This is a genomic window from Pseudomonas urethralis (assembly GCF_021602465.1).
Taxonomy (GTDB): domain Bacteria; phylum Pseudomonadota; class Gammaproteobacteria; order Pseudomonadales; family Pseudomonadaceae; genus Aquipseudomonas; species Aquipseudomonas vlassakiae.
This window is the reverse complement of record NZ_BQIJ01000008.1, coordinates 106,885-131,835: the sequence shown is the minus strand read 5'-3', so window position 1 is coordinate 131,835 and position 24,951 is coordinate 106,885. Positions and strand designations below refer to the sequence as shown.

Here is a 24,951-nt window from a genome sequence, read left to right as displayed (position 1 = left end):
ATAAACAGGAACAGGGCTTTTCAGGTCATCAGAATCAACCCGCGCACGCTACACCGTGTAGTGCTTGAGTTCCCGCGCAATCAGCATTCGTTGAATTTCGCTCGATCCTTCGTAAATCTGTGTAATCCGCGCATCCCGGTAATACCGCTCGACCGGGTAGTCCTCCAGATAGCCATACCCGCCATGCACTTGAATCGCCATCGAGCACACCCGCTCGGCCATTTCCGACGCGAACAGCTTGGCCTGCGAGGCCTCCGACAGGCACGGCTTGCCTGCGCTGCGCAGCCGGGCGGCATGCAGGATCAGCAAGCGTGCCGCATTCACCTGCACCTGCATGTCGGCCAGGAGGTTGGCGATGCTCTGGTGCTCGTTGATCGGCTTGCCGAACTGGATGCGGTCACGCGAGTACACTAGCGCCGCCTCGAACGCGGCACGGGCGATGCCCAGGGCCTGGGCGGCGATGCCGATGCGGCCGCCTTCGAGGTTGGACAGGGCAATGGCCAGGCCCTTGCCGCGCTCGCCGAGGAGGTTGGCCGCCGGGATGCGGCAGTTGTCGAAGGTCACCGCGCAAGTGTCGGAGGCGCGGATGCCCATCTTGTGCTCGCTGCGGTCGACCTTGAAGCCTGGGTTGTCGGTGGGTACCAGGAAGGCTGAAAGGCCTTTCTTGCCGAGCTCCGGATCGGTCACCGCGAAGACGATGGCCAGGCCTGCACGGCGGGCGTTGCTGACGAATTGCTTGGACCCGTTGATGACCCACTCGCCATTGACCAGCTCGGCGCGGGTGCGCAGGTTGTGTGCTTCGGAGCCGGCCTGGGGCTCGGTCAGGCAGAAGCAGCCGATGACTTCGCCAGCGGCCAGGCGCGGCAACCAGGCCTGTTGCTGCTCAGCCGTGCCGTAGGCGAGCAGGGGGCCGCAGCCGACCGAGTTGTGGATGCTCATCATCGCGCCAGTGGCGCCACAGCCTGCGGCGATTTCCTCGACTGCCAGGGCGTAGGCGACGTAGTCGGTGTAGCTGCCGCCGAACGCCTCGGGCACGACCATGCCCAGCAGGCCCAGCTCGCCCATCTTGCGCACCACGCCATCGTCGATCCAGCCGGCCTTTTCCCAGGCCTGGGCATGCGGCGCGATCTCGCCACGGGCGAAGTCCCGGGCCATGTCGCGGATCATGATCTGTTCTTCGTTCAGTTCCAGGTCTTGCATCTGTGTACTCCCGGGCTCACAGGCCTTCGAAGAATTGGTCGACCCGCTGGCGCGTCAACCCGGCCAGGGTTGGCGGGTTCCAGCGCGGCTGCTTGTCCTTGTCGATGATCAGGGCACGCACGCCCTCGATGATGTCGCCGTACTGGAACCACTGGCGGTCGATGTGCAGTTCCATGGCGAAGCAGTCTTCCAGTGCCAGGTGGCGACCGCGGCGCAGCATCTCCAGGGTAACCGCCATGGCCAGAGGCGAGCGGCTTTCCAGCTGTTCGGCGGTGGCCAACGCCCATGGGTGGCTGTCGCCGATGCGCACCGCACGCAGTTGTTCGATGATCGCCGGCAGGTCGGGCTGGGCGAAGAAATGGTCGATGGCCGGGCGCAGTTTTTCCAGCGGCGCATCGCCCAGCACCTGGCTGCCGAGCTTGGCCAGCAGGTTCTGCAGGTCCTTGAGCGGGTGAGCGCCAAAGCGCAGGGTATCCAGCCCTTGATCCAGGGCTGCGAGTCTGTCGCTGCTCAGGTACCAGTCGGCCAGCCCGCAGTACAGGGCATCGGCGGCCTGGACCTGAGCGCCGCTGACGCCCAGGTAGGTGCCCAGTTCGCCCGGGATGCGCGACAGGAAGTAGCTGCCACCGACATCCGGGAAGTAGCCGATGCCGACCTCCGGCATGCCCAGCCGGCTGCGTTCAGTGACGATCCGCAGGTCGCAGCCTTGGGCCAGGCCCATGCCGCCGCCGAGGGTAAAGCCGTCCATCAGCACCAGCACCGGCTTGCGGTAGCGGTGGATGGCCAGGTCCAGGGCGTATTCCTCGACGAAGAAGTCTTCGTGCAGGGTATCGCCGGCCTTGTAGCTGTCGTGCAGCGAGCGGATATCGCCACCGGCGCAGAAGCCCTTGGGGCCTTCGCCGCGCAGCACCACGGCCTGCACCTGAGGGTCGTCGGCCCATTGGTCGAAGTGCTGGCGCAGGCTGCGCACCATGTCCAGGGTCAGGGCGTTGAGACCGGCTGGGCGGTTGAGGGTGAGGTGGCCAATCTGGTTGCGGACCTCGGCCAGTACATGAGCCGTTGCCGAGGTATGAGCGTGCGCGGTCATCGCGTTCTCCCTGCTTTGTTATTGATTTTCCAAATGAAGTCTGGAGTGCGCTGGAGGATCGCTGGATCCTGGCATGCGAATTTGCCTTGTACAATCGACAAATCTGCAGGGGCATCGTGCGTTTTTGCCGTAGGGAGCGCACCCTCCGTTTGTGCATGGCCACTCTAGCAAAGGTATCGCCGGAGGCCATAACCGCGAGATCATTACCCTGGCCGTAACGATCAGCGCCCCACCTTGATTGATCACGCCTTCCTGCTCGCCCTAAGGTGCCTACACGACAGCGAACCCGTGGAGTCACCCAATGACCGTAACGAAGAATCCACCGCCGCAATGGTCCAGGCGACGCGCCGAGAAGCAGCGCCGCCTGGACCGCGTCCGTCACCTGGCCGACGGTGTGGTGCTGCCCACCGCGCGGATCGTCGAAGCCCTGGAGCTGCTGATCGCCCCCGGCGACCGCGTGGTGCTCGAAGGCAACAACCAGAAGCAGGCCGACTTCCTCTCGCGTTCGCTGGCCAAGGCCGACCCTGGGCGCCTGCATGACCTGCACATGATCATGCCCAGCGTCAGCCGCGCCGAGCACCTGGACCTGTTCGAGCGTGGTATCGCACGCAAGCTCGACTTTTCCTTCGCCGGCCCGCAGAGCCTGCGCATCGGCCAGCTGCTGGAAGATGGCCTGCTCGAAGTCGGTGCCATCCACACCTATATCGAACTGTATTCACGGCTACTGGTCGACCTGATCCCCAATGTCACCCTGGTCGCCGGCTTCATGGCCGACCGCGACGGCAACCTGTACACCGGTCCCAGCACCGAGGACACCCCGGCATTGGTCGAGCCTGCCGCCTTCAGCGACGGCCTGGTGATCGCCCAGGTCAACCAGCTGGTGGACCGTGTCGACGACCTGCCGCGGGTGGACATCCCGGCGTCCTGGGTCGACTTCGTGGTGGTCGCCGACCAGCCGTTCTACATCGAACCGCTGTTCACCCGCGACCCGCGCCACATCAAGCCGGTGCACGTGCTGATGGCGATGATGGCGATCCGTGGGATCTACGAGAAACACCAGGTGCAATCGCTGAACCATGGCATCGGCTTCAACACCGCCGCGATCGAACTGATCCTGCCAACCTACGGCGAATCGCTGGGCCTGAAGGGCAAGATCTGTCGCAACTGGACGCTCAACCCGCACCCGACCCTGATCCCCGCCATCGAGACCGGCTGGGTCGAGAGCGTGCACTGCTTCGGTACCGAGCTGGGCATGGAGGACTACATCGCCCAGCGCCCGGACGTGTTCTTCACCGGCCGCGATGGTTCGCTGCGCTCCAACCGGATGATGTGCCAGCTGGCCGGGCAATACGCGGTCGACCTGTTCATCGGTGCCACCTTGCAGGTCGATGGTGACGGCCATTCCTCGACCGTCACCCGTGGCCGCCTGGCCGGCTTCGGCGGGGCGCCGAACATGGGGCACGACCCTCGCGGGCGGCGCCATGCGACCCCGGCCTGGCTCGACATGACCGTGCCCGAGACCCTGCTCGAACGCGGCCGCAAGCTGGTGGTGCAGATGGTCGAGACCTACCAGGAAGGTGGCAAACCGACCTTCGTCGAAACGCTCGACGCGGTGGACGTGGCGAAGAAAGCCGGCATGCCTCTGGCACCGGTGATGATCTACGGCGACGACGTCACCCACCTGCTCACCGAGGAAGGCATCGCCTACCTGTACAAGGCGCGCAGCCTGGAAGAGCGCCAGCAGATGATCGCCGCCGTGGCCGGGGTCACCGTCATCGGTCTGCGCCACGACCCCAAGGACACCCTGCGCCTGCGTCAGCAAGGCCTGATCGCCTTGCCCGAGGACCTCGGCATCCGCCGCACCGACGCCAGCCGCGAGTTGCTCGCCGCGCGCAGCATCGCCGACCTGGTCGAGTGGTCTGGCGGCCTCTACAACCCGCCCGCAAGGTTCAGGAGCTGGTAAATGATGGCATACGCGATCCCTGTAGGAGCGGCTTCAGCCGCGAAGAGGCCGGACCTGCAAACCGATAGCGCCCAGGCCGACCGACTTGCCGACCTCGCCGTCGAGGCCCTCATCGACGAAGCCGACCTGTCGCCAAAACCCGGCCTGGTCGACCGCCGCAGCAATGGCGCCCACGCCGACATGACCCTGGCCCTGATGCACGCCTCGGCACTGGCCCTGTGGTCCTGCCTGCGGCAGATGGCCGAAGCCGCGCAAGCCCATGGCGAAATCGGCCAACCGCTGCGCGCCGAACTGGGCCGTATCGGCCGCGCAGGCGAACAGGCCATGCTCGCCACCACAGGCGGCATCAATACCCACCGCGGCGCAATCTGGGCCCTTGGCCTGCTGGTCGCCGCACAAGCGCTCGATGCCAAGGCCGGCCCCCAGGCAGTTGCCGCCCGCGCCGGGCGCATCGCCCTGATCGACGACCCGGCCGCTATCGCACAAGACAGCCACGGCATCCAGGTGCGCCACCGCTACGGCGCCGGAGGGGCCCGCGAACAGGCCCAACAAGGCTTCCCCGCCGTGCTCGAACATGGCCTGCCACAACTGCGCCGCAGCCGCGCCGCGGGCGCCAGCGAAAGCCAGGCTCGGCTGGATGCCTTGCTGGCGATCATGGCCGCACTCAGTGACACCTGTGTGCTCTGGCGCGCCGGCCCGCAAGGCCTGCAAACCATGCAAGCGGGTGCCCGCGCGGTGCTCGATGCCGGCGGCTGCGCCAGCCTCGATGGCCGCCGTGAGCTGCGCCTGCTGGATGCGCAACTGCTGCAACTGAACGCCTCACCGGGCGGCGCCGCCGATCTGTTGGCCGCCTGTCTGTTCCTCGACAAAGCCGGGAGCCTGTGACATGGAAACCCTGAACTTTCAATTCCCTGCCGCCGAGCCTGGCCGCGGCCGCACCCAGGTCGGCTGCGTCAGTTCTGGCGACCTGGAGGTGCTGATCGAGCCCGGCAGTGCCGGCCGCCTGGAGATCCAGGTGGTCACCTCGGTCAACGGCAGCAGCGCCCGCTGGAGCCAGCTGTTTCAGCGCCTGTTCGACGGCCGCACGCTACCTGCCGTGAAGATCGACATCCACGACTTCGGCGCCACCCCTGGCGTGGTGCGCCTGCGCCTGGAGCAAGGTTTCGAGGAGATTGCCCATGACTGACACCGCCCGTCTGCTGCAAAGCCGCAGCTTCGTCGAGCTGGGCGCTCGCCAGCGCGCTCGCGCCTTGCTCGACCCTGGCAGCTTCCGCGAACTGCTCGGCCCGTTCGACCGCCTGATGTCGCCATGGCTGCCGCGCCAAGGCATCGTGCCCCAGGCCGATGACGGCGTGGTCATCGCCAAGGGCCGGCTCAATGGCCGCCAAACCGTGCTCGCCGCCATCGAAGGTGCCTTCCAGGGCGGCAGCATGGGCGAAGTGGGTGGCGCCAAGATTGCCGGCGCCCTGGAGCTGGCCATCGAGGACAACCGCAACGGCATCCCCACCTGCGCCGTACTGTTACTGGAAACCGGCGGCGTACGCCTGCAAGAAGCCAACCTCGGCCTGGCAGCGATTGCCGAGATCCAGGCGGCAATGGTCGAACTGCGCGCCCATCAACCGGTGATCGGCTTGATCGCAGGCTCGGTGGGTTGCTTCGGTGGCATGTCCATCGCGGCCGGGCTGTGCAGCCACCTGCTGGTCACCCGCGAGGCGCGGTTGGGCCTCAATGGCCCGCAAGTGATCGAGCAGGAAGCCGGTATCGCCGAGTACGACGCCAAGGATCGCCCATTCATCTGGAGCCTGACCGGTGGCGAACAGCGGTACGCCAGCGGCCTGGTGGACGCTTTTGTTGCAGACGACGTCGATAGCCTGCGCCAGCAACTGCTGCACCTGCTGGACGCGCCGTCGGCCGACCGCGCCGGCCGCCACGCCTGGTACCTGGAGCGCCTGGCCAGCCTGGGCGCCGACTGCCCGCAACTGGACGCCGCTGCCGTGCGTGCCCTCTACCAAGGAGATGCTCCATGAACCGTGCCCTGAACTGGCTGCCCGGCCTGGCCGCTGGCGAACCGCTGGCAGGCTATCCCGCCTCGTTGCGGGTGGTCGATGGTGAACTGGATAACCGCCTGGCGCGCTTCATTGCGGTAGTGCCGGATGCGCACAACCCGTTGCCAAGGGCGCGTGCGGGCGAAGTCGGCCTGCTTGAAGGCTGGGGCCTGGCCAAGGCCGTCAGCGATGCGGTCGAGCTGGACCGCGAGGGCGAAAAGCGCGTCATCGTGGCCGTCATCGATGTGCCCAGCCAGGCCTATGGCCGACGCGAGGAAGCCTTGGGGATTCACCAGGCATTGGCTGGCGCGGTGCAGGCTTACGCGCAAGCGCGCCTGGCGGGGCACCCGGTGATTGGCCTGCTGGTCGGCAAGGCCATGTCCGGTGCCTTCCTGGCCCACGGCTACCAGGCGCAACGGCTGATCGCCCTGGATGACAGCGGGGTGATGGTGCATGCCATGGGCAAGGCGGCAGCAGCGCGCATTACCCTGCGCAGTGTCGAGCAACTGGAGGCGCTGGCCGCCGAGGTGCCGCCGATGGCCTATGACCTTGCCAGCTATGCCTCGCTGGGCTTGCTATGGCGGCGCCTGCAGGTCGCCAGTGCCGAGGCGCCGAGTGCCGCCGACATTGCCCAGGTGCGTGCCTGCCTGGCCGACGCCGTGCGTGATATCGGCCATGAGACTGACCTGGCATCGCGGTTGAACGGTGAAAACCGCAGTGCCTCGCGCGAGGTGCGCACACGCCTGCGCAGCCAGTGGCAGGAGGCCTGAGATGAACGCGCCACAGCCACATGACCTGCTCTGGGGCATGCCCGCAGCCGACCTGCCTGGCGACGCGCCTGCCTGGGCCGTGCAGGCACTGGCCGCCGGGCAGCCGGTGGTGGTACGGCGTGCCGCCTGCGCCAGTGGCTGGGTGGCCGTGGGCGTGCGCGGGCAGGGCCGTGAGCAGCGCCTGGGTGTGCTGATGCGTGTGTGCGATATCCAGCGGCAAACAAGCCCCGAGGCGTTGCGCGGCGCCGGTGAGGGGGCCTGGCCAGCCGTGCGCGCGCTGGCCTCGGTGGCGCCGGTGCTCGATGCCAGCGGGCTGGCCTGGGGGCCGACCGGGGGCGTCGGTTACCAGCTGGCCACCGGCTGCAACGTCGTGCATGGCGCCAGTGACCTCGATCTGCTGGTGCGTACGCCGCAGCGCATGACCCGGGCGCAGGCGCGCGAACTGCTCGACATGCTCGATTGCGGCCCATGCCGCATCGACGTGCAACTGGAGACGCCGGCGGGTGCGGTAGCCTTGCGTGAATGGGCCGGCATGGCGCGCCGGGTGTTGCTCAAATCGTGCCATGGCGCATGCCTGGTAGCGGACCCCTGGCATGCGCTGGAGTATGCGGCGTGAGCAGCCTGTTTGCCTTCCCTGGCCAGGGTGCGCAACAGGCAGGCATGCTGGAGCGCTTGCCCGAGGGCGCCACGCCGTTACTGGAAGAGGCCAGTGATGCGCTGGGCGAGCAGGTTTCGGCCCTCGACAGTAAGCAGGCGTTGCAGTCGACCCGCGCCGTGCAGTTGTGCCTGCTGCTGGCCGGGGTGGCCTGGGCAGGCTGGTTGCTGCAGCGCAGCCCGGCACCGGGCTATGTTGCCGGCCTGTCCATCGGCGCTTATCCCGCCGCCGTGACCGCCGGGGCGCTGGCGTTCGCCGATGCAGTGCGCCTGGTGGCCCTGCGGGGTGAACTGATGCAGCGGGCCTATCCGCAGGGCTACGGCATGACCGCCCTCAGCGGCCTCGACTTGAGCAGTGTCGAAGGCTTGCTGGCCGAGGTGGGCGGTGAGGTGTACCTGGCCAACCTCAACAGCGACAACCAGATCGTCATCGCTGGCAGCGACAGCGCCATGGCCGAGGTCGCTGCCAGGGCTCGCCAGCGTGGTCAGGGCGTAGCCCGCCGCCTGGCGGTGAGCGTGCCATCCCACTGCGCGTTGCTCGACGGCCCGGCCGCCGAGCTGGCAGCTGCCTTTGCCAGCGTCGAGCTGCGTCGCCCGCGCATCACGTACCTGAGCGGCAGCAGTGCGCGGCCGATCTTCGATCCACAACGCCTGCGCGATGACCTGGCCGGCAACATGGCCCGGCTGGTCGACTGGCGTGCTACGTTGCGCAACGCCTATGAACGCGGCGTGCGCCTGCAGGTGGAGATGCCGCCGGGCAGCGTGCTCAGCGGCCTGGCCCGCCCGGTGTTCGAACAGGGCAGGGTGGTTGCCCTCGACGCCACCCGTTGGGATACCGTCGACGCGCTGTTGCGCCAGGAGGTGGCCGACAACCGATGACGGCGCCGTAACTCGAAGAACAACAACAAGCAACTTCGACTCAAGCTGAGGACAACAACAATGATCATCTATGGTGTGGCTCTGCTGGCGGTATGCACGCTGGCTGGCGTTATCGTCGGCGACTTCCTGGGCGTGCTGCTGGGCGTCAAATCCAATGTGGGCGGGGTCGGCATCGCCATGATCCTGCTGATCTGCGCGCGGCTGTACATGCACCGCAATGGCGGCATGAGCAAGGAGTGCGAGTTCGGTGTCGGCTTCTGGGGCGCCCTGTACATCCCGGTGGTGGTGGCCATGGCCGCCCAGCAGAACGTGGTTACCGCCCTGCACGGCGGGCCGGTGGCGCTGCTGGCGGCGATCGGTGCGGTGCTGGTGTGCGGGCTGACCATTGCCGTGATCAGCCGCAGCCATCGCGGCGAACCCTTGCCGGCGCCTGAAGCGCCTGAAATTGCAAATGCGCAGGTCGCCCCTGCCGGAGGGCGCTGATCATGTGGCCGATCATTGACAATGCCCTGGAGCACAACGGCCTGATCACGGCCTTTGCGGTGGTTGGCGGGATCATGTGGTTGTCGGTGCTGCTGTCGAAGTACCTGACGTTTGGCCGGGTGCATGGCTCGGCAATCGCCATCGTCATCGGCCTGGTGCTGGCCTGGGTTGGCGGTACCCTGACCGGCGGTCAGAAAGGCCTGGCCGACATGGCGCTGTTTTCCGGTATCGGCCTGATGGGCGGGGCCATGCTGCGCGACTTCGCCATCGTTGCCACGGCCTTCGAGGTGCAGGCCACCGAGGCGCGCAAGGCCGGGTTGATTGGTGCGGTGTCGTTGCTGCTGGGTACGGTGCTGCCATTTATCGTGGGTTGCGCGGTGGCCTATGCCTTTGGCTACCGGGATGCGGTGAGCATGACCACTATCGGCGCCGGGGCGGTGACCTATATCGTCGGGCCGGTGACCGGGGCGGCGCTGGGGGCGAGTTCGGATGTGGTGGCGCTGTCGATTGCCACCGGGTTGATCAAGGCGATCCTGGTGATGGTGTTCACGCCGGTGTCGGCGCGGTTGCTGGCGCTGGACAACCCGCGCTCGGCAATGGTGTTTGGTGGGTTGGCGGGGACTGTGTCGGGGGTGACCGCCGGGTTGGCGGCTACGGATCGTCGGCTGGTGCCTTACGGTGCACTGACCGCTACTTTCCATACTGGGTTGGGGTGTCTCATGGGACCTTCAGTGCTGTATTTCTGTGTCAGGGGATTGGTTGGCTAGTACTGGTCTCTTCGCGGCTAAAACCGCTCCAACAGGTACCGCGTTGCCCTCGGTGCAGAGGGTATCCCTGCAGGAGCGGCCTTAGCCGCGAATGGCCCAGCTCAATTGTCCCGGCTGTACATCCGGCATTCAGCCAGCAAAGCCAACAAATTCGGCTCCCGCTCCCGGGACTTGAGAAACACCACCCCGATATGCTGCTGTAACCGGTACCTCGCCTGCAGCGCAATCAGCTTCACGCGGTTCTCGTATACCGCTGCGATGCGCCCTGGCAGCAGGGCGAACCCCACGCCCGAGCTGACCATGCTCAGCAGGGTGAAGATGTCATTCACCTGCATCGCCACCTTCGGCTCGAACCCCGCCTGCTGGAACACCCGGGCGCCATCGCGGTGAGTGGCGAAACCCTGGGTCAGGGTGATGAAGGTGGAGTCGGCCAGGTCCGCCAGGTCCACTTCCTGTTGCTCGGCGAACGGTGAATCGGTGGGCACGGCCAGGAAGATATCGTCGGAGAACAGTGGCAACTGTTCGCAGGCCGTGTCTGCTGCGCTTTCGTCCAGTGACACCAGAATGGCTTCCAGCTCGTGGTTCTTCAGGCGTTGCAGCAAGTCGACGTTCGAGCCCAGGGTCAGGTCGATGTTCAGCTCGCTGCGCCGCAGTTTCAGGCCCATCACCAGCTTCGGCACGGTCTTGACGGTCAGCGAGTACAGCGCGCCGAGGCGGAAGCGCTCGGCATAGAAACCGGCGGCCTCGCGGGTCTGGCGGACCATCTGTTCGGCGTCCTGGATCAGTTGGCGGGCTTTCTTCTCCAGCACGTAGGCGCTTTCCAGCGGAATCAGCTGGCGGCCTTCGTGCTTGAACAGCGGGCAGCGCAACGCGCTTTCCAGGGAGTGGATGGCGCGGTGCACGCTGACCGCGCTGGTGGACAGCTCGGCGGCGGCGCGGCCGAGGTTGCCACTGCGCATGAAGGCGAGGAAGGTCTCGAGCTTTTTCAGGGTCAGTTCTTCGTCGATCAGCATGCACGCGCGCCAGAGTGAAGGGAGCCGCTGATCATGCCACAGCCGCAAGCCTCATGGCGGCGTCAGGTTGCCAGCCAGCAAGCGTGCCCGGCGCAGTTGCGCAAGGTTGCGCGAGCCGGTACAGAAGCAGGCGATGCGCAACTGGCGCAGCACGATCTCGAAATGTTCCACCACGGCCTGGGTCGAGATCACGGCGGCACTGAGGACATTGGCAGCCTGGCCTACCAGGTCGGCGCCGAGGCGGATGGCCTTGGCGGCATCGACGCCGTTGGCCACGCCACCGGAGGCGATCAGGCCGATTTCCGGCACGGCGCGGCGCACCGCCAGCAGGCAGTGCGCGGTCGGGATGCCCCAGCCGGCAAACGCCAGGGCGACCTCGCGCTCAGCGGCATTGCCGGCACGTTCGGCCTCCACGGCTGCCCAGCTGGTTCCGCCGGCACCGGCCACGTCGACCATGGCAACGCCTGCATCGCAGAGCAGGCGCGCCACCCGGGGGGAAATGCCTGCACCGACTTCCTTGACGATCACCGGCGTTGGCAGCTGGCGGGTCAGGGTTTCGATGCGTTGCAGCACTCCGCGCCAGTCACGGTCGCCCTCTGGCTGTACGGCTTCCTGCAGGGGGTTCAGGTGAATGATCAGGGCATTGGCCTGCAAGGTGTCGACGGCACGGCGTGCCAGGTCCAGGCCGTCGGCCTCACGCAGCTGGGCAGCGCCGAGGTTGGCCAGTAGCGGTACATCGGGTGCCAGGTGGCGCAGCTCGCCGGTCAAGCCCTGGTCCTGGCCACTGCGCAGGCTGACGCGCTGCGAGCCAACGCCCATGGCGATGCCCAGTGCCTGGGCGGCTTCGGCGAGATGGTGATTGATGAAGCGCGCACGTTCGGCACCGCCGGTCATGGAACTGATCAACAGCGGGGCGCCTAGTGCACAGCCGAACAGCTCGGTGCTCAGGTCGACGTCGTCCAGGGCCATTTCCGGCAATGCGCAGTGTTCGAAGCGCACTGACGACCAGCCGGGGTCTGCGCCAAGGGGGTTGTTGCCGGCGGCCAGGACGATATCCAGGTGATCGTCCTTGCGTTGGCTCAGTGGGTTTTTCTTCATGCCGGCTCCAATTTGAAGGGGCAGCAATTGTACAACGCTGTTGGTCTTGTATAGCTAAGTTGAAGATGGGTACAGCATCAGGCAGCAGCCCATGTTGCTGGTTCCTTTGGGGGAGGGTGCGTGAGGGTTGCGTAGAGGTCTCAGACAGGCACCTTGTAGCCCTGATGCAACCCCGATGCACCAGCAGCTTCATATCTTGAAATGGTTCAACAGATCATCCATCACTGAAATGGCTAGCCTTCCAACAGTCGTGTTTGCTCAAGGATGAACACATGCCAACCCCACAAAGCTGCTTGCTCCGCCGCGGCCGCTGCTCTGAACCCGGCAGGGTCTATTTACTTACTTCCAGCACTGACCATCGCAGGCCTTTGTTCCAAGATTTCCATTCTGCCAGGCTGGTGATCAGGTACTTTCGCCAAGCCGATCAGGAAGACAATTGCCGAACCCTTGCCTGGGTAGTGATGCCTGACCATGTACATTGGTTGATCGAGCTGAAAGAAGTGACGCTCGGCGAATTGATGCGTCGCTTCAAGTCTCGATCCAGCCATGCACTGCGAAAGGCCGGTGCGCGAGCCTCTACAATCTGGCAAAACGGCTATCACGATCGCGCCTTGCGACGGGATGAAGATGTGGTGAAGGTTGCCCGCTACATCGTTTACAACCCGGTAAGAACAGGGTTGGTGAGCAGGATAGGCGACTACCCGCACTGGGATGCTGTCTGGGTGTGAGGGAGGGTGGGGCTGGTAGGGGCATGCCTTTAGACATTGTTAGGGCTGACAGGTGCTTGCCGCTGAATAGGGTCAAGGCTGACAGGTGCTTGTCTCTTAATAGAATCAAGGCTGACAGGTGCTTGTCTATAGCTCTTCAGCGCCTATGAGATCGAGCGCCGCCCGCGCGGCGCATCGCGGGCAAGCCCGCTCCCACATCTGTTTCGGGCCAGTTACTCCTGTCCCGCCAACAGGATCCGCCTTGGTGCAAGACTGAAAATCGATGAAAAGCAGTGGCGCCCACTTCGATATCGAAGGGAGCAAACAAGGCGGTCCCTGTTGGCTTCATAGGAGAGATTGGCCCGAAACAGATGTGGGAGCGGGCTTGCCCGCGATGCGCCGCGCGGGCGGCGCTCGATCTCATAGGCGCTGAAGAGCTATATACAAGCACCTGTCAGCCCTGACGCTATTCAGAGGCAGGCACCTGTCAGCCCCCCCACAATCGCACTAGCTCACCCCGAAGGGTGATGGCCTGCACCACGGCCCCATGCAAGAATCCCAACCACAACAACCCCGGCATGGGACCACGACAATGAGCAAAGACCGGCTGAAATCGCCCGACTGGTACGTGCAGATGGCCCGTGTCGTCGACGCCCAGGGCTCGCCGGGCTTCGTCGAGGCACTGTTCGCTGCGCTCAAGCTGATTGCCCCGTGCCAGGCCATCACCGTGTTCCTCTACCCGCGCAAAGGCCTGCCCTCGGCATTGTTCGAAAAGGACGAGGAAGGTCCGTGGCTACCGGAAGGCAACATCCACAAGTACCTCGAAGGCTACTACTTGCTATGCCCGTTCTACCGGGCCTGCATGGACGGCATCGGCCCCGGTTGCTACCGCCTCAGTGACGTCGCCCCTGACCACTTCAAGCGCAGCGAGTACTACCTGGCGTTCTACCAGCACGCCCACCTGGAAGACGAACTCAACTTCATCGTCCCCCTCGACGAGCACCTGACCATCGCCGTGGCCCTGGCCAGCACCCGCCGCCTGGACCGCCAGCAGGTCAATGACCTCAAGTGCGTGGCGCCGTGGGTCGTGGCAACGGTGCGGCGGCAGTGGAGCCACCTCGATGTCGACGCCTTGGGCGGGCGTTTCGAGAGCGCCTTGGGCCGGCAGATCAACGCCGCGCTGAACAACTTCGGCTGCTCGCTGCTCACCGAACGCGAGTGCCGCATCGCCCAGTACCTGCTGCGCGGCCACTCGACCCGGTCCCTGGCCGAGCGCCTGGGGATCAGCGAGGACACGGTGAAGACCCACCGCAAGAACCTCTACACCAAGCTCGATATCGCCAAGCAGTCCGAGCTGTTTTCGCTGTTCATCGACTCGCTGGCCCAGGCCCAGGAGGGCCTGAGCAAGGACCCGCTGGAAAGCTACCTGCGAAGGCGCTGAACGCGCCGTTTCACCCCACCCGATTTTTACTGTCAGCGGTCTGGCAGGGCCAACTGCACGCCGCGTCTTACCCTGGAGAACAACAATGAACGCACCGTTCCAAGCCAAGCTGCACGCCCAGCGCGATACCCGTGACTACCAGGCCGGCGACGCCGCCCACCACATCCACGCGTTCCTCGACCAGAAGGCGCTGAACGCCGAGGGGCCGCGGGTGATGGTCGGCGGCGAGCGCCTGCACCTGTGGGACAGCGACGGCAAGCGCTACCTGGACGGCATGTCGGGCCTGTGGTGCACCCAGCTCGGCTATGGCCGCAAGGACCTCACCGCCGCTGCCGCCGCGCAGATGGACCAGCTGGCCTACTACAACATGTTCTTCCACACCACCCACCCGGCGGTGATCGAGCTGTCCGAGCTGCTGTTCAGCCTGCTGCCGGGCCACTACAGCCACGCCATCTACACCAACTCCGGGTCCGAGGCCAACGAGGTACTGATCCGCACCGTGCGTCGTTACTGGCAGGTGGTCGGCCAGCCGAGCAAGAAGATCATGATCGGCCGCTGGAACGGTTACCACGGCTCGACCCTGGCCGCCACCGCGCTGGGCGGCATGAAGTTCATGCACGAAATGGGTGGCATGATCCCGGATGTCGCGCACATCGACGAGCCGTACTGGTATGCCGCCGGTGGTGACCTGACCCCGGCCGAGTTCGGCCGCCGCTGCGCCCTGCAACTGGAAGAGAAGATTCTGGAACTGGGCGCCGAGAACGTCGCCGGCTTCATCGCCGAGCCGTTCCAGGGCGCCGGCGGCATGATCTTCCCGCCGGAAAGCTACTGGCCGGAAATCCAGCGCATCTGCCGCCAGTACGATGTGCTGCTGTGCGCCGACGAAGTCATCGGTGGCTTTGGCCGCACCGGTGAGTGGTTTGCTCACGAATACTTCGGCTTCGAGCCGGACACCTTGTCGATTGCGAAGGGCCTGACTTCGGGTTACGTGCCGATGGGGGGCCTGGTGCTGAGCAAGCGGATTGCCGAGGCATTGGTCGAGCGTGGCGGCGTGTTCGCCCATGGCCTGACCTATTCCGGGCACCCGGTGGCGGCGGCGGTGGCCATTGCCAACCTCAAGGCGCTGCGCGATGAAGGCATCGTGCGCCAGGTCAAGGAAGACACCGGGCCGTACCTGCAACGCATCCTGCGCGAGGTGTTCGCCAACCATCCGTTGATTGGCCAGGTGCAAGGTGCAGGCCTGGTGGCGGCGCTACAATTTGCCGAGGACAAGGGCAGCCGCAAGCGTTATGCCAATGAGAACGACCTGGCCTGGCAGTGCCGTACTTATGGCTTCGAGGAAGGGGTGATCATCCGTTCGACCTTGGGCCGGATGATCATGGCGCCGGCCCTGGTGGCCAACCACAGCGAGCTGGATGAGCTGGTGGAGAAGACCCGGATTGCGGTGGATCGCACCGCGCGCGGGTTGGGCATTCTGTAAGTATCAAAAAGCGGGGCTGCAAAGCAGCCCCCATGTCTTCAATGCATCCCGCGTGGAATGGTCTTGAGCAGGTCTTCCGGGCTGATGTGCCCCACCACCTGAGCCACCGCGCTACCTGGGGTCGGCAGGTCGATGATGTGGTTCTTCATCTTGCCGATCACATGCATCTCGCACGGCTTGCAGTCGAACTTCAGGGTCAGCACTTCATCGCCCTGGATCAACTGCATCGGCGCTACCTTGGTACGCACGCCGGTGACGCCCTTGGCCTGTTTGGGGCACAGGTTGAACGAGAAGCGCAGGCAGTGCTTGGTGATCATCACCGGCACTTCGCCGTGTTCCTCATGGGCTTCGTACGCCGCATCGATCAACTGCACGCCATGGCGGTGATAGAAGTCACGGGCCTTCTGGTTGTAGACGTTGGCCAGGAACGACAGGTGCGACTCCGGGTACACCGGTGGCGGCGTGGTCTCGGCCTTGCGCCCGCCACGTGGGTGCGCCTTCACCCGGGCCTCGGTCAGCGCCTCGATGGCTTCACGGCGCAGGGCCTTGAGCTGCGAGTTGGGGATGAAGAACGCCTGCGGTGCATCCAGCTCGATGCGGTTGGCGTGGTACATCGTGGTGCCCAGCTGGCCGAGCAGGTCGTGCAACTGGTCCAGGGCCTGCTGCGGCTTGTTGGCAGCACCAAACGGGCCATCCAGCGCCACTTGCACGCTGACGCCTTCTTCACTGCTGACGGTCAGCATCAGCCGCTGCTCGCGCAGCACCGCGTGCCATTCCACGCCAACCCGGCGCTCGGCCGAGGTGCGTAGCAGGGCCTGCTGCCAGTTGTGGTCGAGGTTACGCGACAGCGGGTGGTTCGGCCGCAGCTTGTGCAGGCCTTCCGGCATCTCGTTAGGCTCGACGCGATAGCGGTAGCGCTTGTGGCCGTCTTCCTCGAACTCGCCACGCGGCTCGGCGATGTTGGCACGGAAGCCCACCACCTCGCGCTTGACCAGCACGTTGAGACCGTCGCCGTTGGTCAGCGGCACGTCGGTGACCACCTGCAGGTCACGCTTGCCGACTTTCTCTACCACGCCGACCGCAAGGCCGGTGAAGGTTGGCGAATCGAAGGCACCGATGTCGACCTTGCGCTCGGTGACGAAGTAGTCGGTGCTGCCGCGGTGGAAGGTCTTGTCCGGGTCGGGCAGGAAGAAGTGCTCGGTACGGCCACTGGAGGCGCGGGCCAGTTCCGGGCGGCCTTCGAGGATGGCGTCGAGTTGCTTGCGGTAGTGGGCGGTGATGTTCTTGACATAGCCCATGTCCTTGTAGCGGCCTTCGATCTTGAACGAGCGCACGCCGGCATCGACCAGATCGGCCAGGTTGGCGGTCTGGTTGTTGTCCTTCATCGACAGCAGATGCTTCTCGAACGCCACCACGCGGCCCTGGTCGTCCTTCAGGGTGTACGGCAGGCGGCAGGCCTGGGAACAGTCACCCCGGTTGGCGCTGCGCCCGGTCTGGGCGTGGGAGATGTTGCACTGGCCGGAGAAGGCCACGCACAGCGCACCGTGGATGAAAAACTCGATGGCCGCGTCGGTTTCGCTGGCGATGGTGCGGATCTGCTGCAGGTTCAGCTCGCGGGCCAGTACCAGCTGGGAGAAACCGGCCTGGTCGAGGAACTTGGCCCGCTCCAGGGTGCGGATGTCGGTCTGGGTGCTGGCATGCAGCTCGATCGGCGGGATATCCAGCTCCATCACCCCCAGGTCCTGGACGATCAGCGCGTCGACGCCAGCATCGTAGAGCTGGTGGATCAGCTTGCGTGCAGGTTCCAGCTCGTTGTCGTGAAGGATGGTGTTGATGGTGGTGAACACGCGTGCATGGTAGCGGTGGGCGAACTCGACCAGTTCGGCGATATCGCTGACTTCGTTGCAGGCGTTGTGGCGCGCGCCGAAGCTCGGGCCGCCGATATAGATGGCATCAGCGCCGTGCAGGATCGCCTCGCGGGCGATGGCCACGTCACGGGCAGGGCTGAGCAGTTCCAGGTGGTTCTTGGGAAGGGACATGTCGTTATAGGTTCGGGCTGTCACGGTTTAGGGCGGCATTGTAGCGGTGAAATGCCTGGCTGGCACCTTTGGGTGCCGAGAGGTGTGCAGGTTGTACCGGCCCTTCGCGGGTAAACCCGCTCCCACAGGTACTGCACAGGCTCAAGGCCTCAGGAAGTCCTGTGGGAGCGGGTTTACCCGCGAAAAGGCTGCAAAGCAGCCCCAAAGGCTTAGAACTGGTATTCCAGCCCAGCCCCGGCATACCAGGACCTGCCCGGCGCCGCCTCGTAATACCGGCCATTGCCATCGCCGACAATCACCGACCCCACATATTGCCGGTCGAGCAAGTTGTCCAGGCGCACCAGCTGGTGGAAGGTCCACGGCCCGACCTGCTGCTGGAACTGCGTGCGCCAGTTGAACACCGCATAACCCGGTGCCGGGTGCTGATCGTTGGTGTCCTCGACATACACTTTGCTCCGGTACTGCCCCTCCAGCCCCATGCTGATGCCGTCACGCGGCTTCCACACCAGCTCGCCGAACAGGCTGCTGCGCGGCACGCCGGGCAGCTGGTTGCCTTTGTCGATGGTCGTGGTGCCCTGGGTGAAGGCCTCGTCATAGGTGGCATCGAGCAGGGTGTAGGCCAGGTTGGCCTGCCACTGTGGGTTCAGTTCACGCTGCACGCTCAGCTCGAAGCCGCGGCGCAGGGTCTTGCCGGCGTTGCGGTAGCTGGTACGGCCATCGGTCGAGGCGGCAACCACGATTTCGTCCTGGGTGCGGATCTCGAAGACGGCCGCGTTGATCCGCGTGCGTGGGTCCGGGCGCATCTTCAGGCCCAGTTCGTACTGCGTGCTGGTGGCCGGTTTCAGGCCGAAGTTGAAGCCTTCCAGGGCTCCCGGTGCGTAGGCCATCTCGGCCTGGGTCGGCGTCTCGAAGGCCTTGCCGGCGCTGATGTAGCCATGCAAGTCGGGGGTGAAGGCGTACATCACCGACAGGGTCGGCGTGGTGCGCTGGTATTTCTTCGAGCCACTGGCATCGCCATTGGCCAGGAAGTGGTCGTCCACCTCCATCTCCATGCTGCTGTGACGCAGGCCGGCATCCACGGTCCAGCGGTCCAGTTCCCAGTGAGCCTGCAGGTACGGGTCGAGGCTGGTAGCGGTGTCCTTTTCGTCACGGCGCAGCTCGCCTTTGACGCCCAGGGTGTCGCCGCTGAAGTTCTGGAAACCACGGCGGTCGTCGCTGCTGCGGTCGTAGTCGGCGCCGAACGTCAGGGTCAGGTTGCCGGGGGCGGCGCTGACCGGCTGGATCCAGCGCAGGGTGCCGCCATGGAATTCGCGGTCGAAGTCGACCACGCCGCCGCCGCGGTTGTTCGCCGGCGTGCCCCTGGGAATCGACAGGTACTGGATCACGCTGCGCTTGCCGCCATACAGGTTGAACTGCAGGGTCGCCTCGCCGAAGTAGCGCTCGTAGTTCATGCCCACCTGTTGCTGGTGGATGCTCTTGCGCGTGTCGTACTCCTCGGCGCGTGCTGCCACCGAGCGTGGGTCGTGCTTGTAGGCGTCCCAGGTCTGGCCGAGCGGGTCTTCGGTGCCGTTCTGCTCCAGGGTACTGAAGATCAGCGCCAGGCGGCTGTCTTCATCGGGCTTGACGTGGACCTTGGCAAAGGTCTGGTCGCGGCGGGCGGCACTGTGGTCGCGGTAGCCGTCGGTGTCCATGCGCGAGGCATCGACCAGGAAACCGGCCTGTTCGCTGCCGCCTTCGCTGTAGAGGTGGTTCTTGTTGAAGCCATCGCTGCCGAAGGTGGTTTCGGCGCCCACTTTGGGTGGGCCGGAACCCTCGCGGGAAAACATCTGGATCACCCCGCCGGCATTGCTGCCATAGATGGCGGACGCCGGGCCGCGCAGCACTTCGATGCGGTCAGCCACGTCGAGGTTCAACGAGGCCGCCTGGCCCTGGCCATCCGGGGTGCTGGCCGGGATGCCGTCGCTGAGCAGCTTGATGCCACGGATGCCGAAGGCCGAGCGGGCGCCGTAGCCACGCGAGGATATCTGCAGGTCCTGGGCGTAGTTCTGGCGGTTCTGCACCACCAGGCCAGGTACGCGGTTAAGCGCTTCCGACAGGTTGACGCCCAGCTGGCCATCGGCGATCTGCTGGCGCTCGACGGTATCGATGGAGTAGGGCAGGTCGAAGCTCGGGTTGGGGGCGTAGGTGCCGGTGACCACCACCGGTTCCAGCAGATTGAAGGGGGTGGCCGGTTCGGCCTGGGCCAGTGGGCACAGGCCAGGCAGCAAGACGATCAGGGCCTTGCGGCGAAAAGGGGGGAATTGCATGCAGCGTCCTGCTTTCGAGAAAAAGGCTCCGCCTGGAGGCGGAGCCGGTAAAACGGCAATCAGCGCTTGGCGGCCATGGCGGTCACTTCGACGCGCATCTCTGGGTAGGCCAGTGCAGCCACACCAACTGCAGCACGCACTGGCCACGGCTTGCTGAAGAAACGCTGGTACACCTCGTTGAAGGCAGCACGGTCGGCCATGTCGGTCAGGTAGATGGTCAGGTGCATGACCCGGTCCATGCCGCTGCCGGCCTTTTCCAGGGCGTCTTTCAGGGCCTGCAGGGTGCTTTCGCTCTGGCCGGTGATGTCGGCATCGAGATCGGCCGGGATCTGCGTAGTGACCAGGATACCGTTGTACTCAGCGACGTCGGAGGAAATGGACTCGGCGTCGGAATCCGGTGTGTAGATAAGATCTGCCATGTAGGTTCGCCTTGCTACGGAAGGAAAGCGGCAAGCCTACGCGAGCCTGTCGCGAGGGTCGAGCCGACGGGCGCTTATGCATTGAATTAACCCGCCCTGGCAGTCAGAATCGCCGCCGATTGTCGAGCAAGGGGCCGGAGTTGAACGAACAGACATTATCGATGCGCCTGGAGCGTGTGGCGGCGCATGTGCCGCAGGGTGCGCGGCTGGCCGATATCGGCTCGGACCATGGTTACCTGCCGGTGGCACTGGCGCTGCGTGGCGTGATCGAAGCCGGGGTGGCCGGTGAGGTGGCGCAGACACCCTATGCCTCGGCCCAGCGCAACGTACGCCGCAACGGCCTGACGGACACCGTCACCGTACGCCTGGCCGACGGCCTGGAGGCCATCGAGGCCAGCGACCGCATCACCGCCATCAGCCTGTGCGGCATGGGTGGCAAGACCATGTGCGAGATTCTCGAGCGTGGCAAGGCGCGCCTGAATGGCCGCGAGCGGCTGATTCTGCAGCCCAATGGCGATGAGCGTGAGCTGCGCGGCTGGCTGATGGACAACGGTTACCGGATCGTCGACGAAGAGCTGCTGCGGGAAAACCGTTTCGACTACGAGATCATCGTGGCCGAACCCGCCGACGCGGTGGCCTACAGTGCCGAAGAGCTGTATTTCGGGCCGCTGCTGATGCGTGAGAAAAGCCCGGCCTTCCTGACCAAGTGGCAGCGCATGCTGCGTCAGAAGCAGCAGAGCCTGGCCAACTTCGAGCGTGCCCGCGGGGCCATCCCGCAGGAGAAGCTGCGTGACTTCGCCCGGCAGATTGGCTGGATCAACGAGGTGCTGGGCTGATTCACTGCTGCGAGCAGTTGCCCATTTCGCGGTAGTCGATTTCGCGCTTCTGGCCCTGATGGTCGACATACACCATGTGCGCGGTACCGACCTGGCAGTCGGCAGCGTTGCTGGCCGGGGTGATCGAGATGACCTTGGCCACATCCAGCGGCATGCCGTATGCATAGTGGCTGGCGACGGGCCGGCTGGCCGGCGCATCGGCGAAGGCGCCGAACGAAGCAAGGGCGGCAGACAGGGCGACAAAAGCAATCGAACGTTTCATGGCAGGCTCCTTTTTCAATGTTTTACCAATGATGTATTCAATGGTGATGCACAATAAATGGGCTAAGTCGTGATAGATTCCTGCCTGCAACGTACGAATAAGAGTGCTGAAGGAGCCCGGCGCCATGGACATGCTGCACGCAATGCGTACCTTTACCCGGGTGGTGGAGTGCGGCAGTTTCGCCGCTGCCGCCAATGCCCTCGATATTTCTGCGGCACAGGTGTCGCGCATCGTTGCGGAGCTTGAGAACCAGCTGCAGACCCGCCTGTTGCATCGCACCACCCGGCGTTTGCGGATGAGCGAAGCGGGCGAGCGCTTTCTGGAGCGGGCGCGGCAGATCATGGCATTGACAGACGAGGCCGTGGACGAAGCACGCGGTGCCCACCTCACGCCACGAGGCTGCCTGCGCCTGCACTGCCCGCATGGCCTGGGCCTGTTGCTGATGCCGCTGGTGGCCGGCTACAACGCGCTGTGCCCGGAAGTGGCCATCGAGCTGACGCTGTCCCAGCGCAACCCCGACCCGCTGGCCGAGGGGCACGACGTGGTGATTACCGTGGACGAGGCCTTGCCCGATTCGCAGCTGATTGCCGTGCCGCTGGGCACCATCTTCAGCATCCCCTGTGCGGCGCCCAGCTACCTTGAAGCCCATGGCGTGCCCGAGCGGCCGCAAGACTTGCACGAGCACCGCTGCCTGCGCATGGCTTACCCGATGCATGAAGGTGACTGGGTATTCCCCCAAGGCCTGGACCAGTGCGTGATCGCCCCGCGTGACAGCTTCCTGACCAACGTCGCCGACGCCATGCTGGTGGCCAGTGAACTGGGCATGGGCATTGGCCTGTTGCCGTTCTATACCGCCAGCCAGGCCATCGAGCAGGGGCGCCTGCGGCGGTTACTGGCGCCGTACCGCTTACGTGAGAATGCGCTGTATGCGATTTACCCGTCGCGGCATTACCTGGATGCCAAGGTGCGGACCTGGATCGACTACCTCAAGGAACAGTTGCCGGGGTTGTTCGCGAGCCATGAGCGCATTGTCGACGACCCCCGGTTCTGGCGATGAATCAGTGACCGTAACGGCCGACCAGGCTCTGCGCGCCGAGCGCATGGTCTTTGAGCAACTCCATCAAGCCACCGCGATCCAGTTCCTGCGGCAAGGTGCCCAGCGGCAGGTCGGTGGCGATCAGGGTCAGTGCATAGTGGTGAGGCTTGTCCCCGGCCGGTGGGCAAGGGCCACGATAGGTCATGGTGCCGTGCGAGTTGCGCCCGACGATCAGCGCCTCGCTGGTCTTCCAGCCGGTGCCTTCCTCCAGGCCATTGAGCGCCGGGTCGATGTCATAGGCGACCCAGTGCACCACGCCCACGCCCTTGCCACCGTCCGGGTCGAACATCACCAGGGCCAGTGATTGCGTGCCATAAGGCAGGTTCTTCCAGCTCAACTGCGGTGTGCGCCCCTCACCGGCGCCGCAGGCGGGGTCCGGGCCGACCTGCTGCAGGCCGATGACACCGCCATCGGTGAAGGACGACGAGCTGATCGACAGTGCGGCAGAGTCGCCACCGGCAGCCAGGGCAGTGCAGGGCAGCAAGGCGGCGAGCAGCCAGGGTATGAGGTTCATGGCGATTCCTCGGCAGGGCCATGCGCCGCAGTGTAGACCAGTTGAGGGTCAGCGGCTGTCCTGGTCTTCGGCGTTGCCCCCGGTGCTCCCGGCGCCTGAGCCCGTGGCCTCGCCGGTGCTGTTGGAGCCACCGGCTGCGCCATCGGCGGCGTCCGAGTTGCTGCCGGTGTCGCTGCTGTCATTGGCGCGGCCGCTGCCCGGGCTGTTGACGCTGCTGCCTTCACCCGCAGTCTTGCCGCCACGCTGGTCGGTTTGCGGATGGCTGTCGGTATGGGTCGTGTCCGTGGCGGCGTAACTGGTGGCAGCGGCGGTGCCCAAGGCAAGGGCGAGCAACAGCGAGTGAATGCGGATCATGGCACGTCTCCTGGAGGGATGATCTGTCATTCGTTTGGCTCGTCGAGGCGGGCAGGGTGCCCGACGGGCGACGGGCGGTCGAAAAAAGGGCCGCGATTGCGGCCCTTGCATTACTTGGCTTCTGGCTGCGCACTCGGCGCAGGGGGCGTTACCGGTTCCAGCGGCGGATGCTCCTGCGCTGCATGCATCAGGTCCTCGGTCACCCGCAGTTCCGCGCCGGTCGGCGAGAACGTGGTCGACGCCGTGAACGGTGCCGGGTGCTCTGCCGCCGGGCGCTTGCCGCGACGCCAGAGGAAGAAGCACACCATCCCCAGGTTGACCACGGCAAAGGCCCAGAACAGCCCCACTTCGCCGAATTCGGTCATCGCCGGCGAGATGGCCAGCGGCGCCATGGCCGAGCCCAGCGAGTTGATCAGCAGCAGGCCCTGGATCATCGGCACCAGGGCATCGGACGGAGCGCGGTCGGCGGCATGGCTGACGGCCACCGGGTACAGCGCGAACACGCCGCCACCGAGCAGGAACATCACGGCCGGCAGCAGGGCCGAATCCGAAGGCAGGAACACCGTGACCAGCGACAGCACCATGCACAGCGCAGCCAGGGCGATCAGCACATCCTGGCGGTCCTTGCGGTCCGACCAGCGCCCCACCGGGTACTGCAGCAGCATGGCGCCGAGGATCACCCAGGCCATCATGTTGCCGACTTCACCGACATCCAGGCCGATGCGCTGCAAGTACAGCGGCAGCAGCGCGTAGATGCCGGCAATCACCACCCCGGAGCCGAAGCAGCCGACCAGCCCCGACGGGGCCACGCCCAGCAGCTGGCGGGGCTTGAGCGGCTCGACCTGGTCCAGCAGCGGCGACACCCGTGGCAGGATCACGATCGGCAGGACCGACAACGCGGCGAGCATGCCGGCCAGCATGAACGGGGCACTGTCGCCCAGGTGGGTGATCTCGCCAAGGCCGGCCTGGGCGATCACACCGGCGCCATAGAAGGCGATCATGTACAGCGCCAGCAGGCGCCCGCGGATCTTCGCGTCACCGGCCAGCAGCAGCCAGCTTTCGATCACCAGGAACACGCCGACGGCTGCCCAGCCATTGATCAGGCGCAGCACCGACCACCAGGTGGCGTCATAGAACAGCCCCTGCAGCAGAATGGTCGCGGCGATCAGCGAGGCGAAGCTGGTGTAGGCGCGGATATGGCCGATGCGCAGGATCAGCCGGTCGTTGAAGATGGCGCCGAGGGTCAGGCCGATGAAATAGGTCGACGACACGATACCGATGGTCGTTGCCGATTCGCCGGCAGCGTCCAGGCGCAGGGTGGTAAGGGAAGACATGAAGCCGTTGCCCAGGGCAATGATGAACAGCCCGAGCAGGGGCGCCAGCGCCATGGCCAGCAAACGCGGAGACATACGTACCTCAAGTTGGAGTGGCGGTCGGAAAACGCCTTTTCGAGCGCGCACGCCAGGTCGCCCCGTCGAGGGCAGAGGAAGGTGCACGGATGTGCCTGGGCTGGATGCGACCTGGGCAAGACTCAACCG

General features: G+C 65.3%; 25 protein-coding genes. 14 read left to right on the top strand and 11 right to left on the bottom strand.

The window, feature by feature from the left end:
- Positions 1-48 precede the first annotated feature (48 nt).
- Both L6D64_RS15265 and L6D64_RS15260 read right to left on the bottom strand, forming a co-directional pair.
- Entirely contained in the window at positions 49-1,200 is a 1,152-nt protein-coding gene (locus L6D64_RS15265) for an acyl-CoA dehydrogenase family protein (protein ID WP_176509557.1), read from the bottom strand.
- Positions 1,201-1,216: 16 nt separating this feature from the next.
- Positions 1,217-2,287: an enoyl-CoA hydratase/isomerase family protein gene (locus tag L6D64_RS15260; protein ID WP_176509556.1), complete on the bottom strand. Its 1,071-nt coding sequence runs from the start codon at positions 2,285-2,287 to the stop codon at positions 1,217-1,219.
- Between the two features lie 301 nt (positions 2,288-2,588).
- On the opposite strand from L6D64_RS15260, the gene mdcA reads away from it, so the two are divergent.
- Genes mdcA through madM form a run of 9 tightly spaced genes read left to right on the top strand, consistent with a single transcriptional unit; the run spans position 2,589 to position 9,848 of the window.
- Entirely contained in the window at positions 2,589-4,250 is a 1,662-nt protein-coding gene (gene mdcA, locus L6D64_RS15255) for a malonate decarboxylase subunit alpha (RefSeq protein ID WP_176509555.1), read from the top strand.
- Between the two features lie 3 nt (positions 4,251-4,253).
- Positions 4,254-5,135, top strand: a complete 882-nt coding sequence (locus L6D64_RS15250; protein WP_371870325.1) for a triphosphoribosyl-dephospho-CoA synthase — start codon at positions 4,254-4,256, stop codon at positions 5,133-5,135.
- Between the two features lies 1 nt (position 5,136).
- Entirely contained in the window at positions 5,137-5,436 is a 300-nt protein-coding gene (locus L6D64_RS15245; RefSeq protein WP_176509553.1) for a malonate decarboxylase subunit delta, read from the top strand.
- Positions 5,429-6,277: a biotin-independent malonate decarboxylase subunit beta gene (locus tag L6D64_RS15240; RefSeq protein ID WP_176509552.1), complete on the top strand. Its 849-nt coding sequence runs from the start codon at positions 5,429-5,431 to the stop codon at positions 6,275-6,277. The genes L6D64_RS15245 and L6D64_RS15240 overlap by 8 nt, the downstream gene beginning before the upstream one ends.
- Positions 6,274-7,065: a biotin-independent malonate decarboxylase subunit gamma gene (gene mdcE, locus L6D64_RS15235; protein WP_176509551.1), complete on the top strand. Its 792-nt coding sequence runs from the start codon at positions 6,274-6,276 to the stop codon at positions 7,063-7,065. The genes L6D64_RS15240 and mdcE overlap by 4 nt, the downstream gene beginning before the upstream one ends.
- Position 7,066: 1 nt before the next feature.
- Positions 7,067-7,681: a malonate decarboxylase holo-ACP synthase gene (locus tag L6D64_RS15230; protein WP_176509550.1), complete on the top strand. Its 615-nt coding sequence runs from the start codon at positions 7,067-7,069 to the stop codon at positions 7,679-7,681.
- Positions 7,678-8,598, top strand: a complete 921-nt coding sequence (gene mdcH / locus L6D64_RS15225) for a malonate decarboxylase subunit epsilon (protein ID WP_176509549.1) — start codon at positions 7,678-7,680, stop codon at positions 8,596-8,598. The genes L6D64_RS15230 and mdcH overlap by 4 nt, the downstream gene beginning before the upstream one ends.
- A 60-nt stretch (positions 8,599-8,658) precedes the next feature.
- A complete protein-coding gene (gene madL, locus L6D64_RS15220) occupies positions 8,659-9,081 on the top strand; it encodes a malonate transporter subunit MadL (RefSeq protein ID WP_176509548.1) in 423 nt (140 codons plus the stop codon).
- Between the two features lie 2 nt (positions 9,082-9,083).
- Positions 9,084-9,848, top strand: coding sequence for a malonate transporter subunit MadM (madM, locus tag L6D64_RS15215; RefSeq protein ID WP_176509547.1), 765 nt, complete (start codon positions 9,084-9,086; stop codon positions 9,846-9,848).
- A 101-nt stretch (positions 9,849-9,949) separates the two neighbouring features.
- Here madM and L6D64_RS15210 read toward each other — a convergent pair whose 3' ends face one another.
- Both L6D64_RS15210 and fni read right to left on the bottom strand, forming a co-directional pair.
- On the bottom strand, positions 9,950-10,861 hold the full coding sequence (locus L6D64_RS15210) for a LysR family transcriptional regulator (RefSeq protein ID WP_176509546.1): 912 nt from the start codon (positions 10,859-10,861) through the stop codon (positions 9,950-9,952).
- A gap of 51 nt (positions 10,862-10,912) precedes the next feature.
- On the bottom strand, positions 10,913-11,959 hold the full coding sequence (gene fni / locus L6D64_RS15205; RefSeq protein WP_176509545.1) for a type 2 isopentenyl-diphosphate Delta-isomerase: 1,047 nt from the start codon (positions 11,957-11,959) through the stop codon (positions 10,913-10,915).
- A 272-nt stretch (positions 11,960-12,231) separates the two neighbouring features.
- On the opposite strand from fni, the gene L6D64_RS15200 reads away from it, so the two are divergent.
- The 3 genes from L6D64_RS15200 to L6D64_RS15190 all read left to right on the top strand — a co-directional run bounded on the left by L6D64_RS15200 (position 12,232) and on the right by L6D64_RS15190 (position 15,587).
- The gene (locus L6D64_RS15200) at positions 12,232-12,687 is read left to right on the top strand and encodes an REP-associated tyrosine transposase (RefSeq protein WP_176509544.1); all 456 of its coding nucleotides are present in this window, start codon (positions 12,232-12,234) and stop codon (positions 12,685-12,687) included.
- A 571-nt stretch (positions 12,688-13,258) separates the two neighbouring features.
- Positions 13,259-14,107: a helix-turn-helix transcriptional regulator gene (locus L6D64_RS15195; RefSeq protein WP_176507276.1), complete on the top strand. Its 849-nt coding sequence runs from the start codon at positions 13,259-13,261 to the stop codon at positions 14,105-14,107.
- Between the two features lie 85 nt (positions 14,108-14,192).
- On the top strand, positions 14,193-15,587 hold the full coding sequence (locus tag L6D64_RS15190) for an aspartate aminotransferase family protein (RefSeq protein ID WP_176507275.1): 1,395 nt from the start codon (positions 14,193-14,195) through the stop codon (positions 15,585-15,587).
- Between the two features lie 38 nt (positions 15,588-15,625).
- On the opposite strand, the gene L6D64_RS15185 is transcribed toward L6D64_RS15190, so the two are convergent.
- The 3 genes from L6D64_RS15185 to L6D64_RS15175 all read right to left on the bottom strand — a co-directional run bounded on the left by L6D64_RS15185 (position 15,626) and on the right by L6D64_RS15175 (position 20,351).
- Positions 15,626-17,626, bottom strand: a complete 2,001-nt coding sequence (locus L6D64_RS15185; RefSeq protein ID WP_176507274.1) for a peptidase U32 family protein — start codon at positions 17,624-17,626, stop codon at positions 15,626-15,628.
- 209 nt (positions 17,627-17,835) lie between these two features.
- Positions 17,836-19,932 carry a TonB-dependent receptor family protein gene (locus tag L6D64_RS15180; RefSeq protein WP_176507273.1) on the bottom strand — a complete coding sequence of 699 codons (2,097 nt, stop codon included), beginning with the start codon at positions 19,930-19,932 and terminating at the stop codon, positions 17,836-17,838.
- A gap of 59 nt (positions 19,933-19,991) precedes the next feature.
- Complete coding sequence (locus tag L6D64_RS15175; protein WP_176507272.1) at positions 19,992-20,351, bottom strand: RidA family protein; 360 nt, start codon at positions 20,349-20,351, stop codon at positions 19,992-19,994.
- Between the two features lie 140 nt (positions 20,352-20,491).
- Between L6D64_RS15175 and L6D64_RS15170 the strand changes: the two genes are divergently transcribed.
- A complete protein-coding gene (locus tag L6D64_RS15170) occupies positions 20,492-21,187 on the top strand; it encodes a tRNA (adenine(22)-N(1))-methyltransferase (RefSeq protein WP_176507271.1) in 696 nt (231 codons plus the stop codon).
- Between the two features lies 1 nt (position 21,188).
- Here the strand turns inward: L6D64_RS15170 and L6D64_RS15165 are convergent, their stop codons facing one another.
- Positions 21,189-21,449: a DUF2790 domain-containing protein gene (locus L6D64_RS15165; protein WP_176507270.1), complete on the bottom strand. Its 261-nt coding sequence runs from the start codon at positions 21,447-21,449 to the stop codon at positions 21,189-21,191.
- Positions 21,450-21,573: 124 nt separating this feature from the next.
- On the opposite strand from L6D64_RS15165, the gene L6D64_RS15160 reads away from it, so the two are divergent.
- On the top strand, positions 21,574-22,506 hold the full coding sequence (locus L6D64_RS15160; protein WP_176507269.1) for a LysR family transcriptional regulator: 933 nt from the start codon (positions 21,574-21,576) through the stop codon (positions 22,504-22,506).
- A gap of 1 nt (position 22,507) precedes the next feature.
- Here the strand turns inward: L6D64_RS15160 and L6D64_RS15155 are convergent, their stop codons facing one another.
- From L6D64_RS15155 to L6D64_RS15145, 3 genes are all read right to left on the bottom strand, one after another.
- Positions 22,508-23,059, bottom strand: a complete 552-nt coding sequence (locus tag L6D64_RS15155; RefSeq protein WP_176507268.1) for a YbhB/YbcL family Raf kinase inhibitor-like protein — start codon at positions 23,057-23,059, stop codon at positions 22,508-22,510.
- Positions 23,060-23,107: 48 nt separating this feature from the next.
- Positions 23,108-23,413 (bottom strand): hypothetical protein, encoded by a 306-nt coding sequence (locus L6D64_RS15150; protein WP_176507267.1) that lies wholly within the window; start codon positions 23,411-23,413, stop codon positions 23,108-23,110.
- Between the two features lie 110 nt (positions 23,414-23,523).
- The gene (locus L6D64_RS15145; protein ID WP_176507266.1) at positions 23,524-24,822 is read right to left on the bottom strand and encodes an MFS transporter; all 1,299 of its coding nucleotides are present in this window, start codon (positions 24,820-24,822) and stop codon (positions 23,524-23,526) included.
- Positions 24,823-24,951: the final 129 nt, after the last annotated feature.

What these genes read in the sequence shown, in the direction of transcription:
- L6D64_RS15265 (WP_176509557.1), bottom strand. Translation starts at nt 1,200, where the DNA reads ATGCAAGACCTGGAACTGAACGAAGAACAGATCATGATCCGCGACATG.
- L6D64_RS15260 (WP_176509556.1), bottom strand. Translation starts at nt 2,287, where the DNA reads ATGACCGCGCACGCTCATACCTCGGCAACGGCTCATGTACTGGCCGAG.
- mdcA (WP_176509555.1), top strand. Translation starts at nt 2,589, where the DNA reads ATGACCGTAACGAAGAATCCACCGCCGCAATGGTCCAGGCGACGCGCC.
- L6D64_RS15250 (WP_371870325.1), top strand. Translation starts at nt 4,254, where the DNA reads ATGGCATACGCGATCCCTGTAGGAGCGGCTTCAGCCGCGAAGAGGCCG.
- L6D64_RS15245 (WP_176509553.1), top strand. Translation starts at nt 5,137, where the DNA reads ATGGAAACCCTGAACTTTCAATTCCCTGCCGCCGAGCCTGGCCGCGGC.
- L6D64_RS15240 (WP_176509552.1), top strand. Translation starts at nt 5,429, where the DNA reads ATGACTGACACCGCCCGTCTGCTGCAAAGCCGCAGCTTCGTCGAGCTG.
- mdcE (WP_176509551.1), top strand. Translation starts at nt 6,274, where the DNA reads ATGAACCGTGCCCTGAACTGGCTGCCCGGCCTGGCCGCTGGCGAACCG.
- L6D64_RS15230 (WP_176509550.1), top strand. Translation starts at nt 7,067, where the DNA reads ATGAACGCGCCACAGCCACATGACCTGCTCTGGGGCATGCCCGCAGCC.
- madL (WP_176509548.1), top strand. Translation starts at nt 8,659, where the DNA reads ATGATCATCTATGGTGTGGCTCTGCTGGCGGTATGCACGCTGGCTGGC.
- madM (WP_176509547.1), top strand. Translation starts at nt 9,084, where the DNA reads ATGTGGCCGATCATTGACAATGCCCTGGAGCACAACGGCCTGATCACG.
- L6D64_RS15210 (WP_176509546.1), bottom strand. Translation starts at nt 10,861, where the DNA reads ATGCTGATCGACGAAGAACTGACCCTGAAAAAGCTCGAGACCTTCCTC.
- fni (WP_176509545.1), bottom strand. Translation starts at nt 11,959, where the DNA reads ATGAAGAAAAACCCACTGAGCCAACGCAAGGACGATCACCTGGATATC.
- L6D64_RS15200 (WP_176509544.1), top strand. Translation starts at nt 12,232, where the DNA reads ATGCCAACCCCACAAAGCTGCTTGCTCCGCCGCGGCCGCTGCTCTGAA.
- L6D64_RS15195 (WP_176507276.1), top strand. Translation starts at nt 13,259, where the DNA reads ATGAGCAAAGACCGGCTGAAATCGCCCGACTGGTACGTGCAGATGGCC.
- L6D64_RS15190 (WP_176507275.1), top strand. Translation starts at nt 14,193, where the DNA reads ATGAACGCACCGTTCCAAGCCAAGCTGCACGCCCAGCGCGATACCCGT.
- L6D64_RS15185 (WP_176507274.1), bottom strand. Translation starts at nt 17,626, where the DNA reads ATGTCCCTTCCCAAGAACCACCTGGAACTGCTCAGCCCTGCCCGTGAC.
- L6D64_RS15180 (WP_176507273.1), bottom strand. Translation starts at nt 19,932, where the DNA reads ATGCAATTCCCCCCTTTTCGCCGCAAGGCCCTGATCGTCTTGCTGCCT.
- L6D64_RS15175 (WP_176507272.1), bottom strand. Translation starts at nt 20,351, where the DNA reads ATGGCAGATCTTATCTACACACCGGATTCCGACGCCGAGTCCATTTCC.
- L6D64_RS15165 (WP_176507270.1), bottom strand. Translation starts at nt 21,449, where the DNA reads ATGAAACGTTCGATTGCTTTTGTCGCCCTGTCTGCCGCCCTTGCTTCG.
- L6D64_RS15160 (WP_176507269.1), top strand. Translation starts at nt 21,574, where the DNA reads ATGGACATGCTGCACGCAATGCGTACCTTTACCCGGGTGGTGGAGTGC.
- L6D64_RS15155 (WP_176507268.1), bottom strand. Translation starts at nt 23,059, where the DNA reads ATGAACCTCATACCCTGGCTGCTCGCCGCCTTGCTGCCCTGCACTGCC.
- L6D64_RS15150 (WP_176507267.1), bottom strand. Translation starts at nt 23,413, where the DNA reads ATGATCCGCATTCACTCGCTGTTGCTCGCCCTTGCCTTGGGCACCGCC.
- L6D64_RS15145 (WP_176507266.1), bottom strand. Translation starts at nt 24,822, where the DNA reads ATGTCTCCGCGTTTGCTGGCCATGGCGCTGGCGCCCCTGCTCGGGCTG.